Source organism: Fodinibius sp. GM108, assembly GCF_058386985.1.
Genome location: NZ_JBYEIR010000004.1, coordinates 440,871 through 456,649, shown reverse-complemented (window position 1 = coordinate 456,649; position 15,779 = coordinate 440,871). Strand labels below are relative to the sequence as shown.

The 15,779-nt window shown below is 43.0% G+C and carries 16 protein-coding genes; 11 read left to right on the top strand and 5 right to left on the bottom strand.

Annotated elements, in window-relative coordinates:
* Positions 1-12 precede the first annotated feature (12 nt).
* On the bottom strand, positions 13-513 hold the full coding sequence (locus tag ACT3ID_RS10085) for an MgtC/SapB family protein (protein WP_491541897.1): 501 nt from the start codon (positions 511-513) through the stop codon (positions 13-15).
* Between the two features lie 60 nt (positions 514-573).
* On the opposite strand from ACT3ID_RS10085, the gene ACT3ID_RS10080 reads away from it, so the two are divergent.
* The 9 genes from ACT3ID_RS10080 to ACT3ID_RS10040 all read left to right on the top strand — a co-directional run bounded on the left by ACT3ID_RS10080 (position 574) and on the right by ACT3ID_RS10040 (position 6,893).
* The gene (locus ACT3ID_RS10080) at positions 574-1,242 is read left to right on the top strand and encodes a thiopurine S-methyltransferase (RefSeq protein WP_491541896.1); all 669 of its coding nucleotides are present in this window, start codon (positions 574-576) and stop codon (positions 1,240-1,242) included.
* Between the two features lie 135 nt (positions 1,243-1,377).
* On the top strand, positions 1,378-1,851 hold the full coding sequence (locus tag ACT3ID_RS10075) for a hypothetical protein (RefSeq protein ID WP_491541895.1): 474 nt from the start codon (positions 1,378-1,380) through the stop codon (positions 1,849-1,851).
* A 6-nt stretch (positions 1,852-1,857) separates the two neighbouring features.
* Complete coding sequence (locus tag ACT3ID_RS10070; RefSeq protein WP_491541894.1) at positions 1,858-2,721, top strand: hypothetical protein; 864 nt, start codon at positions 1,858-1,860, stop codon at positions 2,719-2,721.
* A gap of 147 nt (positions 2,722-2,868) precedes the next feature.
* Positions 2,869-3,423, top strand: coding sequence for a 16S rRNA (guanine(966)-N(2))-methyltransferase RsmD (rsmD, locus tag ACT3ID_RS10065; RefSeq protein ID WP_491541893.1), 555 nt, complete (start codon positions 2,869-2,871; stop codon positions 3,421-3,423).
* Between the two features lie 326 nt (positions 3,424-3,749).
* Entirely contained in the window at positions 3,750-4,247 is a 498-nt protein-coding gene (coaD, locus tag ACT3ID_RS10060; protein WP_491541892.1) for a pantetheine-phosphate adenylyltransferase, read from the top strand.
* Between the two features lie 123 nt (positions 4,248-4,370).
* Positions 4,371-5,564: a pyridoxal phosphate-dependent aminotransferase gene (locus ACT3ID_RS10055; RefSeq protein WP_491541891.1), complete on the top strand. Its 1,194-nt coding sequence runs from the start codon at positions 4,371-4,373 to the stop codon at positions 5,562-5,564.
* A gap of 84 nt (positions 5,565-5,648) precedes the next feature.
* Positions 5,649-5,900, top strand: a complete 252-nt coding sequence (locus ACT3ID_RS10050; RefSeq protein ID WP_491541890.1) for an FmdB family zinc ribbon protein — start codon at positions 5,649-5,651, stop codon at positions 5,898-5,900.
* Between the two features lie 25 nt (positions 5,901-5,925).
* Positions 5,926-6,519, top strand: a complete 594-nt coding sequence (locus ACT3ID_RS10045; RefSeq protein ID WP_491541889.1) for a GbsR/MarR family transcriptional regulator — start codon at positions 5,926-5,928, stop codon at positions 6,517-6,519.
* A complete protein-coding gene (locus ACT3ID_RS10040; RefSeq protein ID WP_491541888.1) occupies positions 6,516-6,893 on the top strand; it encodes a YraN family protein in 378 nt (125 codons plus the stop codon). The genes ACT3ID_RS10045 and ACT3ID_RS10040 overlap by 4 nt, the downstream gene beginning before the upstream one ends.
* 311 nt (positions 6,894-7,204) lie before the next feature.
* Here the strand turns inward: ACT3ID_RS10040 and ACT3ID_RS10035 are convergent, their stop codons facing one another.
* Together ACT3ID_RS10035 and ACT3ID_RS10030 are read right to left on the bottom strand one after the other, a co-directional pair.
* Positions 7,205-8,131: a bile acid:sodium symporter family protein gene (locus ACT3ID_RS10035; RefSeq protein WP_491541887.1), complete on the bottom strand. Its 927-nt coding sequence runs from the start codon at positions 8,129-8,131 to the stop codon at positions 7,205-7,207.
* A gap of 172 nt (positions 8,132-8,303) precedes the next feature.
* Positions 8,304-10,262, bottom strand: coding sequence for a phospholipase D-like domain-containing protein (locus tag ACT3ID_RS10030; RefSeq protein WP_491541886.1), 1,959 nt, complete (start codon positions 10,260-10,262; stop codon positions 8,304-8,306).
* Between the two features lie 64 nt (positions 10,263-10,326).
* Here ACT3ID_RS10030 and ACT3ID_RS10025 point away from each other — a divergent pair, with 64 nt between their 5' ends.
* Both ACT3ID_RS10025 and ACT3ID_RS10020 read left to right on the top strand, forming a co-directional pair.
* Entirely contained in the window at positions 10,327-10,632 is a 306-nt protein-coding gene (locus tag ACT3ID_RS10025) for an FtsB family cell division protein (protein ID WP_491541885.1), read from the top strand.
* Positions 10,633-10,750: 118 nt separating this feature from the next.
* Positions 10,751-13,444 (top strand): putative LPS assembly protein LptD, encoded by a 2,694-nt coding sequence (locus ACT3ID_RS10020; RefSeq protein ID WP_491541884.1) that lies wholly within the window; start codon positions 10,751-10,753, stop codon positions 13,442-13,444.
* A gap of 512 nt (positions 13,445-13,956) precedes the next feature.
* On the opposite strand, the gene ACT3ID_RS10015 is transcribed toward ACT3ID_RS10020, so the two are convergent.
* On the bottom strand, positions 13,957-14,550 hold the full coding sequence (locus ACT3ID_RS10015) for a riboflavin synthase (protein ID WP_491541883.1): 594 nt from the start codon (positions 14,548-14,550) through the stop codon (positions 13,957-13,959).
* Between the two features lie 39 nt (positions 14,551-14,589).
* Entirely contained in the window at positions 14,590-15,705 is a 1,116-nt protein-coding gene (gene ribD / locus ACT3ID_RS10010) for a bifunctional diaminohydroxyphosphoribosylaminopyrimidine deaminase/5-amino-6-(5-phosphoribosylamino)uracil reductase RibD (RefSeq protein WP_491541882.1), read from the bottom strand.
* Positions 15,706-15,779: the final 74 nt, after the last annotated feature.

Below are 15,779 nucleotides of genomic sequence, written 5' to 3'. Positions count from 1 at the left end.
ACTAGAATCTGTTTAGTCTTTGGGTTTTGTTCCATAAACATATTTACGCAGCCAACGAATAAAGCCGTCAATATAACCCAAACCAAACAAAGTTACGATAGCGATAATGGTAAGTATACCCGCCAGTAAAAATTGCTCCAATGCTACTGTTATTCCTATTGCAGAAGCAAACAAAATTGAAGCTGCGGTCGTCAATCCCTCGACCGTCTCATCTCTATTTCTGAAAATAATCGTGCCGGCCCCCAAAAAGCTGATGCCTGTAATTATTGCTTCCATAATACGAATAGGATCGGCCTGGATAGCATCTACAACTGCTCCACCACTGTAATTATTGATCATTATATCCCCCAAAACTACCAGCAGAGTAGCCGAACCGGTAACCAGCATATGCGTACGCAGACCTGCTGGTTTTTTTGCCAGTTCCCGCTCAAGCCCCATTAATCCCCCTAAAATCATGGCATAAATCACCTTTACAATGGGCAATAAAAGCAGGTCATATTCTATGATAGTCATTGTTATTATACTATTTTTGTGCAGTTAGATACTTTATCACTCTCTCGGAGACACTAATAAATGGAACTCAGTTATTGGCAAAGCCGCTGGCGAAAAAATAATATTGGCTGGCACATGAATGATGTACATCCGCAGCTAGCCGATATATGGTCCCAACTATCATTTACATCTGATCCGCGGATTCTTGTTCCCTTATGCGGCAAGAATATCGATATGCAGTGGATGGCCGAGCAGGGAAGTTATATTATCGGCGTCGAAGTGTCGCGCAAAGCTCTTATAGAATTCATCAATGAACAACCAGAGGAATTTCGGAAGAAATCCAGCCACGGTTTTGTGATCTACAAATCAAATTCTTTTGAGTTGTGGGAAGGAGATTTCTTCCGGCTTCCGACCGACAAAATACCTGCTCTCGATCTCATCTATGATAAAGCATCTATTGTAGCACTACCTCCAGATATGCGTAAAGACTATACCCAAAAACTGCTGGCACTCTGCAATCCTCATACCCATATACTTCTCCAGACATTTGAATATCCTCAGGAAGAAATGGACGGTCCACCTTTTTCTGTGATGGAAGAAGAAGTTAATGAACTGTTTGGAGATCAGTTACAGATCGATCTTATGCACGAACAGTCTAAGCTGGATGAGGTTGGTAAATTTCGTCAGCGTGGACTCTCAACATACTTTATTGAAAAGATTTACCATTTATATCCTTCTGAAAAGTCTTAGCTCCTGCTTTTCTCTATTTCACAGCTTTCCAGCCTTTACAAGCATTTAACACTTGAAGTTGCATATCACTAAGTCGGCATGTATTTTCAAAGTCATAAATTTCGCAAATCACTATAATTATATACGTATCTGCTCATGGAAGTTGAAAAACGCAACCGATTATTAAGCATTGTACTGGGTATCATTATTGTCGTCTTAGGGTATTGGCTCTACCATTCGATTGTTGATCCATATCAAGAAGTAGTTGAACGCGAACAGATGCAGCAAGAAGTTCGACAACAAATGAAAACCGTCCGTGACGCGCTGGTGCAGTATGAACGCATTAAAGGTGAATTCCCTCCTACCGAGGGCGGACTGGATTCTCTTGTTTCCTTCTTGAATAATGATTCCACCATGCTTGCGCAAGGTGATTCACTATTTGCTCAGCCGAATAAACCCTATAATCCAGACTCTCTGATCTATTCACCACGACCGCCACATCCCAAATTTGAATACACCCTTAATGATACGTTAAGACCTCAAATTTACTTGCTTGCAGATCCAGCCACGGATGATCGCATCGGATCTCTGGAAAATACAACAGATCGTAATGCTGCCAGTTGGGAATAAGGAAACATGGAGGAACAACATCCTAGCTTAGGGCTTTGTTTTTTTGGAAACCAGCTTTTTTATGCTGTTAACGATTCGAGCAAACAAGATAAACTGGCTCGTATAGGATGCTTCAACTTCAATTTTGATGTCACCGAAACGCTGCTTGGAAATTCCGAGCAGCATTTTCGGGGCATTCAACAAACAATCCAACAGGTTAAAGAAGAATACAACATCCAGCATATCCGTATTCTTTCTTTCCCCACTCAAGAATGCTGGACCGCCGTCCCTAAAATCGTGTATGATGATTCTGACGAGCGTGAAAAGCATATCAACATTTTAATGAGTGGCATAGATCGGAAAAAAATTCATCCCACCTGGTACAATCTTAGTAACCAGGACTACAAATTTTTACTGTTACGTAATGAGGAAACATTTCAGGGACTGCAAGAAGTTGTATCGAGCACTTCTACCACCGACTTAATCAGCGATTTTGAAATTGGTTCGCGTTGGGTACAACATGCCAATCCCGGTGGTTCCTTCATGACGATCTGCTGCTATCGAAGTTGTATTACACTCAGTTCATTTATCCTTGGCAAATTGCGCGGCGCTACCTACATATCTTATGACGAGATACAAGATCTTCCTTATCTATGGTTGCAACACAGCCAGCAGCTTAACTGGATGAAGGGACTTCACGAGAAAGTTTATGTCTATGGGATTGAAGCCTTTAATGTTATCGAAATTCTGCAACCGTTCTGGGATGACGCCGGAACAATCACCAAAATGGATTCCCTGGATAAAATCCAGATTGATGCGGAGGAAGAAACCTATGGTTTTAACCTGGAGAATGCATTCCCCGCCATTATGCTGGCTCTGAACTATGATTGATAAAGGGAAATAAGGTATAAGGATATAAGGAATGGCAAAATATATATCTCCCTAACTTCTTTATATCCTATCTATAATAAAGAGAGTAATTTTTCTTACTTTTGACTTGAGTTATCTAAACTGAAAAAAGTAGTACCAAAATTTCACATGCGCATCATTACCGGTACTTTAAAGGGACGTCAGATAAATATCCCCAATACGCTAAACGTACGTCCCACCGCAGCACGAACAAAAGAGGGGCTTTTCTCCATTCTTGATGCCCGCAAGTATATCCGCAATACTAAAGTGCTGGATCTATTTGCCGGATCTGGGAATTTAGGTGTTGAGGCTATCTCTCGCGGCGCCGAAAGTGTTCTTTTCGTGGATAATGACCGCCGAAATATTCGACATATCGAATCGGTGTGCAGAGAGTTTGAGATTGACGATCAAATCAGGGCGGTAACTTCTCCGGTTGAAAAATTTCTGGAAGGGATGCCATTGCCCTATGATATTGTATTTTCAGATCCGCCCTATGAATTTCCGCTGATGCACGAAATGATTGAAACTATCGTCAATGACGGATGGCTGGCCGAAGGCGGATGGCTTATACTTGAACATGATAAGAGACACAACTTCAACGATCATCCGCATTGCGCGTATTACAAAGAATATGGCCGGACTCATGTCAGTATTTTTACTGCTGAAGAAGGAGTGGAGTTTTAATAAATAAGTCCAAATTTAATTTATATACTATTTTTTTTGGGTTGGTAAGAGTCGTTTAAAATTTAGCCTTGTTCAATTAGCAACATTTATCAATAATCAACCCATTTACCGATTAGGTTTAAATGATTTTGAGTATGGCTTCAGATAAATATAGACCCACCCTTGTCCCCTCCCACGGAGGGGAACGCCTTGTTTTAAAGGGTGGGGAGAAAGCCCCCCCGAAAGCTTTCGGGAGGGATTTAGGGGTATGTTATTCTCTGGAATGCAATTTTTGCCCTATTCTTTTTTCAATCAGTCAACACGAATAACTAATTACATATAACAACATGGAAACGTTGGCGCTTTATCCCGGGTCGTTTGATCCTATTACATACGGTCACCTGGATATTCTGGAACGGGCTACCGACCTGTTTGATGAAGTTATTATCACGATTGCCGTTAACAGCCAAAAAGAGACCGTGTTCACTGGTGATGAGCGCGAAGCTCTTATTGCCGAATGTCTGGAAGACAAGCCGTGGGCCGACCGGGTGGAGATACAGCAATTTACCGGCTTGCTGGTCGATTTTGCCAAAGAAAAAAATGCCCAGACACTTGTACGCGGCGTTCGACAGGTCTCTGACTTTGAATATGAATTCCGTATGGCACTCACCAATCGTCGTCTCGCTCCCGATGTGGATACTGTTTTTCTGATGCCTAACGAACAGTTAACTTTCATATCTGCTTCGCTTGTCAAAGAGATTGCCTATTGGGATGGCGACCTTTCCTCGTTTGTGCCTGAACATGTGGGCGAAGCTCTGCGGGAAAAATTTAAAGATAAGGAATAGTAAATATCCTTATACCAAGTATCGATATCCCCAAAATTATATTTATCCTTTAGAATTAGAGGCCACTTTTTTCTATTTTCCTTCTTCTTTAATGCGACCTCTCAACCAGATTAATATAAGATTATGATATCAAAGCGCGCGCAGGCTGTTTCTCCCTCCGAAACTCTTGCCATTTCAGCTAAAGCCAAAGAACTGAAGCGACAAGGAAAATCGGTAATCTCTTTAAGCGCCGGCGAACCTGATTTCAATACGCCCAAACATGTGTGTGATGCTGCCATAAAGGCTATAAATGAGGGGTTCCACGGCTATACCATGAACACCGGGACACCTGAACTGCGTGAAAATATCGTCCGCAAACTTAAACGCGATAATAATCTGGATTATAATCCCTCGCAGATTGTCTGCACGAATGGAGCCAAACAGGCCCTGGGTTTCAGTCTGCTGGCTATGGTCGATGAAGGTGATGAAGTTATCATACCTACGCCCTATTGGGTTTCGTATCCGCAGATGGTCAACATAGCTGGAGCAACACCGGTTACTGTGCGAACATCATTTGAAAACAATTATCGAATGACAGCCGAGCAGCTGGAAAATGCGATCACCGAAGATACGAAAGCGCTCATTCTGTGCAGTCCCTCTAATCCCACAGGAACCTGCTATACCGCTGATGAACTTAAAGCACTGGCTGATGTATTGGCAGATCATTCCCAAATAAATATAATTTCTGATGAAATTTACGAGTACATTGTTTTTGAGGATGATCATGTTGGAGTACTTAATGTCGCTCCGGAACTAAAAGAACGAACGGTGTTAATCAATGGCTTCTCCAAAGGCTTTGCTATGACAGGCTGGCGACTGGGATACCTGGCCGCGCCCCAGGAGTTTGCTGATGCAGTTGCCAAAATCCAAAGCCAGGAAACATCGGCTCCCTCTGCGATTTCACAAAAAGCCGGCGAAGCAGCTTATGGGGGAGATTTGGATGCTGTGAAAACAATGCGTGATTCATTTAAGGAGCGAAGAAATTTTATTGTTGATGCGCTGTCAGCAATAGAAGGACTCAAATGTTTTAAACCTTCGGGAGCGTTCTATGTGTTTCCGGATATTTCGCACTATCTCGACCAGTCAACTACTGATAACGAGACAATCAGTACCAGTACCGAACTGTGCATGTATCTGATTGAGCAGCACGGACTGGCTGCTGTTCCCGGCGATGCTTTCGGTGAACCGAACGGCATCCGTCTCAGCTATGCCTCATCGATGGATGACCTAAAAGAAGCGATAAAACGGCTGAAAAAAGGATTGGAACAGCTATCCTGATACTGCAAATTTGTACATTAAAAGAGATTTTGGCACAATTTATGCTTTACTTGTGCGCTGAACGATAAAAGAAAATACTGAACTATGCCTACATATAAATACAAACGTGAAGACGGTACAACATTTGAAGTACGACAAAGTATTAATGACGATGCTCTTGAAAAATGCCCCGAAACAGGTCAAAAAGTAAAACGTGTGATTTCGGGTGGCGGCGGTGTTGTCTATAAAGGTGATGGCTTCTATGTCACGGATTATAAAAACAAAGATCAAAACGGAAGCCATTCTACACAGGGAAATAGTGAAGCAAGTTCATCAACTAATGGAACGGCTGGATAATCATTCCAATAATAACTCATGAGTTGTGAATTCCGATCGCTCCCAAACGCATAAAGAAGCTTTAGAGCAATTTATTCTGCTTTGGGGGGAGATGGCATCGGCATGGGGCATCAACAAGACAATGGCCCAAATTCACGCGCTCCTGTATGCCGAATCGGAACCGCTGGACACCGATACTATAATGGATCAGCTGGATATCAGCCGCGGCAATGCAAATATGAATCTGCGAAATCTTTTGCGGTGGCAACTGATCCACAAAGTACACTATAAGGGAAAACGAAAAGATTATTATACCGCCGAAAAGGATGTTTGGACTATTGTATCAACCATCATTCGAGAGCGGCAGCAGCGCGAAGTAGCCCCGATTCGGGAAAACCTCAACGAGACGCTTGGACTTCTGGAAGCAAAAGAATCGCTAACAGAAGAAGAGGAAGAGTTCCGGGAACGGATTGAAAATTTCACCGAATTCCTGGAAATGTTTGAACGTTTTACCGGAGCACTACTCCCATACATCAACAAAAAGAATCTTAAATTCCTAAAGCATCTTGTGAAACTGGCCGAAATGAAACACTCAATTACCGGTTCAGATTCTGATACAAATCCATCCGACACGCAATGAGCAACAAATCAACGCGAGAAATCGGTGACGATGGCGAAGAATTAGCAGCCGCCTACCTGGAATCGAAGGGCTATACAATTTTGGAGCGTAATTATCACTTTGAACGCTCCGAAGTTGATATTGTGGCTTATGATAATGAAACCTGGATCGTCTTTGCTGAAGTTAAAATACGTTCTACTAACAAGTTCGGCGAACCGGAAGAATTTGTCGATAAGGATAAAATAGAGAACATTTATAAAGCAGCTGAAGCCTGGATTTACGAACGAAAAATGGATGGCGTGCCGGTGCGTTTTGATGTGATATCCATCCTTCAAAAGAAGAATGAAGCACCGGATATCAAACATTTCGAAGATGCGTTTACGCAAAGGCAATGAATAACTTTCCCAAAAGTATCATGTGCAATTAATAACAACCAGAGCTCTCCATACCTTTAGAAAGATTATCAATCTCGTTCAGCCGCTCTGCGGTTGAACAGAAGGCGGACGCTCCGCGTCTTTTTTAAACACTTGGGCCTCTCAATATGGAGTTAAACCAAACGCAGAACATTTACTCGTAGTCTCGGAGCAGGGCCGAGACTAGATCTCTGAAAATACAGATAAAAATAAGGGATAATAACCTTTCCAAAGTTACTTAATGCAGTTGAATAACAACTAGCTCCTAATACCTTTGGAAAGGTTATCAACTACTACCCGGTACTGAACACACTTTTCAGCGTTGATTTGCCGATTGACCAATACCACCCGATTGTCAGACCGGTGATGACGTGCCATATACCCCACCAGGCCGCAACAAGCGCCATTCCTCCCAATCCATCGAAAAAGTTGAATATGAGTAAAAGCCCCAAACCAGAATTTTGTATTCCTGTTTCGATGGCAATGGATCTGCGATCCTGCTCCTGCAGATTAAAAGCAGATGCCAAGCTATAACCACCCAAAAGCGCAAAGGCGTTGTGAAAGAAAACCAGCACAATTACCAGATGCACATAGGAAATGAATTTCTCAAAGTTCATTGCAAAAGCAACAAGTACAAAACCGGCAAAGAATAAGATCCCGAAAGTCTTAATCCAATAGGAGATTTTGTCGGCCACATTTTCTCTATAACGTCGCACTATCATTCCCAAAAATAAGGGTACTCCCAAAATAAGACCGATAATCTTAAAAACCTCCCATAAATTAATGTAGATATCTTTGAGGATGAGATTGGTGGGCTCATACAGGCTGGCCCAGAGTGTAAAGTTGAAAGGCGTCATAATTATTGCCGTAAGTGTGACAATAGCAGTCATACTTACAGAAAGAGCAGCATTCCCCTTCGCCAAAAGAGAGAAAAAGTTTGAAATATTTCCTCCGGGGCAAGCTGCCACCATGAACATGCCCAGTGCCATACTAGGATGCGGTTCGAAAAAAAGCACCAGTAAAAAGGTTACGGCCGGTAGCAATACCAGCTGAGAAAACAATCCCACAAGCGTGGATTTAGGCTCCTTGAGCAATCGTTTAAAATCCCCAACGCTTAACTCCAGAGCAACTCCGAACATGATAATGGCAAGCGAGATGTTCATGATTAGCAATCCCGTGCCATCTAAATTTATACGTATCGCATCTATCGACTCATTCATATACTTAAAAGATTACCATCGGGTCCGGCTGCAACGGTTACTCCTAACCCGATTTCTCACCAGGAAATTTATATCTCTGTGTATTAGTAGGTTACAACTATGTACCATTAACATTGTGAGAAATCCGGGCTAATGAACGCACCATGAAGTTACAAACTTATAGGCATTTATTTTATTCAATCACCACATTCGCTCGTAACTTATCCATTGTTTTGGGACCAATGCCATTTATGTTCCGAAGCTGCTCAACATCTGTAAAGCTTCCGTTTTCTTTACGATAAGAAATAATGCGTTGGGAGTAAGCGGGGCCAATGCCGGGCAAGAGTTCCAGCAGAGCTCGATCAGCCGAATTGATATTAATCGGGAAAATATTAGCCGGCTCACTTACATCATCTATTACTTCAGCTCGCGGAATTTTTTTATCTTTTTTGCCGGGATTTTTCCAAATACCCTCCTCATTCTCCCGAGCACTTTGAGCATATTGCTTGAAAGCCGCAACAGAATCCGGATGCTGGGCATAATATCTGCTGTATTGTCCGAATCCCTGTTCCAGCAGATGTCTATTCAACGAAATTCTCTTTCCATCTTTCTTTAATGTCACATACGACTGAAATGCACCATAAGCCGCGCCGGGCTCTCGTCCCGACGCCCCTTTTAGTTTCACTTCTCCGCCTGATATCAGATTGCGAAGGTACTCTGCAGCCTCGGCCGAATAGAAATCAGAGGAATCATTTGTAGCATATATCCGCGGCACATCTACCCCGAGCAATCTAACCCCATACTCCAGACCCGGTAATATTTCTATGGCAAATTCAGATCCATCGGTAATCTTTTTTATGGGATACCATTCATTGCTGTCAACGCATGGTGCAGGTGTTTCCGCTTCCCCATTCGCCCGGCGCATTACGCCGCTAAAATCCTGATAAAACTGATTAGTGATGCGGTCGGAATGGATAATCAGCAGATTTTCATCATTATTTACTTCTGCATTTTTAGAGAAATTATATGATCCGGCAATGGTTATACCCTGATCTTCTGGATCGGAATGAGTGGCATCCAATAACATTACCTTGTGGTGAAGCTTTCGCATCTCGCTGGCCGGCAATATCATTCGATGGTCCAGCTGTGCCTCATCGGATCCCCAGATATCACCGTTATTTTTATAGCGATAGTAAAACAGCGGATCAATAACTCCATTTAGCGTAATTTCACCGGCTGCCGACATATCCCAAATAGTTTGACTCATCGATATGTCCGGCGTAATCGCAAAGGTCTGAAAAGCGATATCGTGTTGCGCTTCATCGCGAATCAACTTAACTAATCGCTCCATTACACTCGGTTTGGTTCTCTCACGGTTAATCGGCGAAAAGTAAAGCTCGACCTTGGTATCCCCAACAAAATAGATATGATCGCTGACCGGCTCTTTGTCTTTGTGATATCTGGCGTTCAATGGTTTCGGATTGTCTCCACTACTGCCCCACATCTGCTCAAACTCTAACAAGTAAGCTTCAGCTATGCCACTGTCTTTAATTAGGATAGTGTTATTGGTATTGAATGCTCCGGTATAGGTTAGATTAGTCGATCCGGTCCAGACAATATCGTCACTGGGATCGGGGCTGCGACCATCAATAACCGCAAATTTGTGATGCATATCGGCTCCCGAATTCACCAGCGAATAATCAGCAACTGAACCATCGGTCTTATAGATGTCGCCATCATCATCAATAGAGGTAATGCCTGCACGACGCAGTGTTGCCCACATGGTGGAGTCGATCTCTTCTGAATCCATACGATTGTAATTATCAGTGACGATACGCACATGCACACCGCGCCGATGAGCCTCGGCCAATGCCTGGCCTATTCGTGGATGCTCCAAATCATAAATCGCCAAATCAACGCTGTGTTCGGCAGAATAAATAAGCGTCTCGAGTGACCCGATTAGATCATGACTGCTGTTACTCATATTTCCGGGCAAAGCTTTAGAATAATCAGCGGGCATATTAAAATATACCCTGATCCACTCCACCGAACTGCTATCTGCCTGATTTGTAGCAGCACACATCTGTAGAGGTAATAGCACTATCCCGAAAAGAACCAGCCACCCTCTAAAAAGCATTGGGTTGTTTTTCATCCGTATTTTGTAGTATTTTCGAGCATAATATTCGGCAATAATACAGCCTTAAGCAACTTACCAGATGAATCTTCAGCTTCTAAATCCATTACGGTGGCGAAAATCGTTTCTTATTATGATCCTGGGCGGCTTTGTCATAATCTGGTTTACTTTTATCGACACATACAGTATTTGGACACGGATGGAGCTTCAAGAGCGTAAAGAAGAGCTCAAGGCAAAAAAAGAGAACCTGCAAACAGAAACTCTTATTCTTAAACAGAAACTTCAGGATTTAGAAAGCGATCCCTTTTTATTTGAGCGAATAGCCCGTGAAGAATACGGTATGAAAAAAGAGGGTGAAACTGTTTATAAGATAAAAGAAGTTGAGTAGACTTCACCTTTATCCTTATCTTCCCACTTCATTTCTTAGTCGTTCTACCTTATAATAAACGAGCCGATATCGAGTTTTTAATTCTTCATTTTGTCTTAATTCCTCTGGCAATACCTGCATGAAAAAGATTGCTAAATATCCCGTAACCACTCCACTGCTTTTGCTGGTTTTGCTCTTTTCGGGGATACAATCTTTATCCGCCCAGGATACCACTGCAGTTCAGGATACTTTACAAATGATGCAGGGAGGGCAACAACAACAGAGAATGGGAGGAGGAACTGGTGTGGCAGATACGCCAGAACAAGAAGGACAGGTTAACTTTCAGGCACGCGATTCGCTCACTTTTACTTTTGAAGAAGATCGTATTGCCACACTCTACGGAAACGCCTCAGTTGTTCATTCCTCAGGACAACTAGAAGCTGGAAAAGTATCCATGAATCTAGATCAGACTTTGGTTAGCGCAAATACTGCTACTCCCGATGATACGCTATCCCAACCTGTATTAACCCGTGAAAATGAGCGGATTCGAAGCAATAAAATAGACTTCAATTATGAGACGGAAAAAGGGCGCTTTGAGGTGGCCCGGGTTGGTGTTCAGGATGGAAATCTTATCGGGACAAAGGTGAAGAATACGAGCCCTCATGTTGTCTATTTAGAGGATGCTATATACTCAACCTGTCAGCTCGATCATCCTCACTACTATATTCAGGCTGATAAAATGAAAGTGGTGGATGAGGAAGAAGTTTTTTTCGAACGTGCCCGACTCTATATCCTGGATATTCCCTATCCATTTATTTTTCCCTTTGGTTATCTGCCCGGAAAATTTGATCAGAAACAATCGGGGCTGCTTGAACCTACCTATGCCTATCAGCAGAGACAGCGACGGGGTATTGGATTACAGAATGTAGGATGGTTCCAGTACTTCAACGATTATCTTACAGGACAGGTATCAGGCGATATATTTACATCCGGCTCCTATTATCTTGATGGCCGTGTCAACTACCGGATACGTAATAAACTGAATGGTAATGTCCAGATTGGATATTCCAAAGAGAACAGTGGCCTGGAACCTACTGATCCGGGTTTTTCGAGCAACGTTCAAAAAGAGTTACGCATCAGTCACGATCAAGAATTTTCTCCCTATGCCAATTTCAATACAAGTATCCATCTGCGAACAGAAGATTTTTATCAGCAAAATTCCTATGATCCCACACAACGGGCTGAGACAAGTACAAGTTCAAATATAACTTACCGGTACCGGCATCCCGAAGGTGCATATACTTTTAATGCTTCTGTACGACAGAATCAAAACTTTGCAACCAATGTTACCTCTATTTCAGGTCCTGAAATAAGTTTTAATCCGCGACAATTCTCCCCTTTTGAGAGTGAAACCCCCGGAGAATCGAAATGGTATGAAACGATCACATTAGACTACGATAACAGTTTTAGCTCTAATTATGATTTTGATCCGATCGAAGAAGACACAGCCGAAGTCAATTGGTTTGAGGCTTTACGGGATCCCGGCAAATACCGCGAAGCCACTGATAACGACGATCACTATGAATTTGGATTTCGGCAACAAGTACGCTTAAATATGAGTCAGCTTATCCCAAGCCGATTTCTTAATGTAAGTGCGGGTGGTAATTATAATGAATACTGGTTTCCTACCACAACCAGGAAACGATTTGATGAGGAAAATAATGAGATTGTTGAAGAGAAAGTCAGAGGCTTTGCTACCGCCCGCGATTTTAATACTAACTTATCTTTTAACACCACTTTTTACGGACTCTCAAACTTTAATATCGGCAAGTTTGAGAGTTTCCGTCATACGCTTCGCCCCACCATATCGCTCAGTTATCAACCTGACTTCAGCAGTGATTACTGGGGATTTTACCGGACTGTACAGACTGATACCACTGGGAATACACAAAAATACTCTATATTTGAGGATGAAGTATTCAGGGGACCGGGCAGAGGAGAACAGCGAGCAATAAGTTTTAGTCTCGACAACGTATTTGAGGCCAAGAAAGTGGAACGTGACTCCACCGGTGAAAAAAAGGAAGAAACCGTTCGCCTGATAGATCAGCTTGATTTTAGTACCAGCTATAACTTTGCCGCTGACAGTCTTAAACTGTCTGATCTTAATACCTCTTTCAGAACGAAAGTTCTACCTGGATTAAATCTTCGAGCCAGTGCTCAATTCAACTTTTATGAGCGCGATGAAAATGGTAATAAAATTGATAATTACCTGCTAACCACATCACAAAAACCGCTTGAATTAACAAGCTTTCGAACCAGCACCAGCTATTCCTTTAAATGGGGCAGTCAAGGCTTAGAAATAAATGACGATCCTCATTACCCTCAGAATTATAATCCCCTAAATCAGAGTATCTTTCATCCTGTTGATCCCCACTTCAATCGCCAGCCGGTTCAGTCATTCAGTTCGCCGTTTTCTTTCTCGGTTGATATCAGCTATCGGTGGAATTTGAATCCGACGGGAGAAAACCGAAAATCCGCTACTATTAATGCCAGAAATATAAACTTAAAATTAACCCCAAAATGGGATTTTCGTACGGAAATCGGCTATGATTTAGTGGAGAAAGAACTTACTCCCTCACAATTCTCGCTGAATCGAAATCTCCACTGCTGGGATCTTTCGTTTACAATGAATCCATTTGGTGACAATCAGTACTACTTCTTTTCGCTGCGCGTCAATGCGGGACAATTGCAAAGCGTTTTCCAGAAACTACCGGGGCTCAATAATCTCGAGCGCTCTTCCGGCCAAACAGGTCGACGCCCACCCGGTTTTTAATTACAACCGTTTCGGATTCTCTGCCAGGATAGATCCCTCTGTTCCGTTCCGAAAGCCTTCGGAACTCCAATCGGGATGACGTCTGGTATGTCATTTCACCACACCGATACTCCAGTCGCACACTAGTTGAGAGGGAGCTGCTCCCGACCTTTAACTGGATTAAGAAGGAAGAAAATGAATCATATTCGCTGGCGACTGAGTTTTTCATTCGGCAGAATCGTTTCGCACCAGAGGACGAAACGAAAAGGTGAGGGCTACCTTCTTGTGTCATTTCGAACAATCCCGAAAGTTTTCGGGAGCAGTGAGAAATCTTTGTTTTTCCATTCCACATCAAAACAAAGATCTCTCCCTTGCGGTCGAGATGACATACTTTAACTGACTATTTTACACTAGTTGAGAGGGAGCTCTGCTCCCGACTTAAATATAACGCAAGCATTTATACCGACCCATCTCGTCCGCATTGCCAAAATATTTATACAATTGATAGTCGATGGGAATAGCTTTTTTAAGCCTCACATTTCCCGATTCTCCAGATATTTTACCACGTACTTGCCCAGCACATCAAATTCGAGATTTACCGTATCGCCCATCTGCTTTCTCTGCAAGTTTGTGTGTTCATAGGTGTAGGGAATAATGGCCACCGAAAATGAGTTTCTCTTCTCATTGGCCACTGTCAAACTAATGCCATCGACTGCAATACTACCACGTCCCACAATTAGATTTGAAAATTCTTTGGGATATTCAATCGTAAAAAGCCAATCGGTGCCTTCTTGTTCTATCTCTTTGATTGTCCCTGTGGCATCAACATGTCCCTGCACGATGTGCCCGTCCATCAGCTGATCGGGGCGCAACGATCGCTCGAGGTTCACCAGGTCCTGCTCGTTCAAAGCGCCGATGTTTGTTTTTCGAAGCGTTTCTTCCACACTCTGGACAGTGAACGTATCGTCATCACAAGCGGTAACAGTATGACAGACCCCATTAATGCTGATACTCTGATCGATACTTATCTCACCAGCAAATCCGGAAGCGATGGTAAGTTCTTTACCGCCATCGAGTGAATTAATGTTAGTAACAGTTCCAACTGATTTGATTATTCCTGTAAACATAGAAGAACAAAATAAGAATTCCACTAAAAGAAGCGAGGATTATAAATATCCGCTAAATAACAAATCATCACCAACCTGCCGCCATTGTACATCGCGGAATTCCATAATTTCCGACATCCGGTTAATTCCCACTCCGATCAGTGATTTTGTACCTCCACCCAAAATTTTGGGTGCGATAAAGCATTCTACTTTATCAACTAACCGCTGACGAATTAAGGCAGATGCCAAATTCTGACCTGCTTCAACCAGTACGGAGGTTACAGGTAAATGAGCAAGCTCGCGGAAAGCCTCATTAAGATCAGTATGACCTTCTTTTTTATCCACCAATAATGTTTCCCCGCGAAAATAATCTGATTGCAAAATATTCAGCATCGGATCGGCTTCGTTCTTGAACTTCTCCTCGTTATGTGTCAACACAATTGTTTTTTCCTCGTATTGATCCGAAAACAGGTTAAGCTCACGAGGCAGCTCCAATGGGCCGTCAACAACAATACGCCGGGGCTGTCGCCCATCAACATGTCGGACCGTAAGGCGTGGATTGTCCAGCAGAGCCGTGTTTCGGCCTACCATAACGGCATCGTATTCGCTGCGCCATTTATGAACCAGCGTTCGTGAATGCTGTCCGCTAATCCACTCCGAGTCACCATCAGGAGCTGCGATATATCCGTCCAGCGTTTGAGCTATTTTGAGCGTTACAAAAGGACGATTGTGACGGTGATAGTGCAGAAAAAATTCATTGCGTTTTTCTGCCTCCTCTTTCATCAGGCCCACATCAACAGTAATACCGTGGTCACGCATATACTGAATGCCCTTACCCGCAACTTTCGGGGTGGGATCTTCCATTGCCACTACTACACGGCTTATGGGAAGATCTGCCAACAGTTCGCAACAGGGCGGAGTATTGCCGTGATGAGCGCAGGGTTCCAGCGTTACATAAACGGTGGCATCTTTCAAAAGATCTTTATTATTGACCGAATCTACAGCATTCTGTTCGGCATGTGCCTCACCATATCGTTCGTGGTAACCCTGCCCCACTTTTTCACCGTCGGCCGATACAATAACACAACCCACCTTTGGATTCGGAGACACATATCCTGCTCCCCGTTCGGCAATATCAAATGCCAGCTGCATCCATTTTTTATCTGATGTTGTCATCAGGTTTTCTTTAATAGTAAAAATACTGCTAAGAGGTCTTTGCAAAACCTACGATGTCATGCTGAACCCTGCCC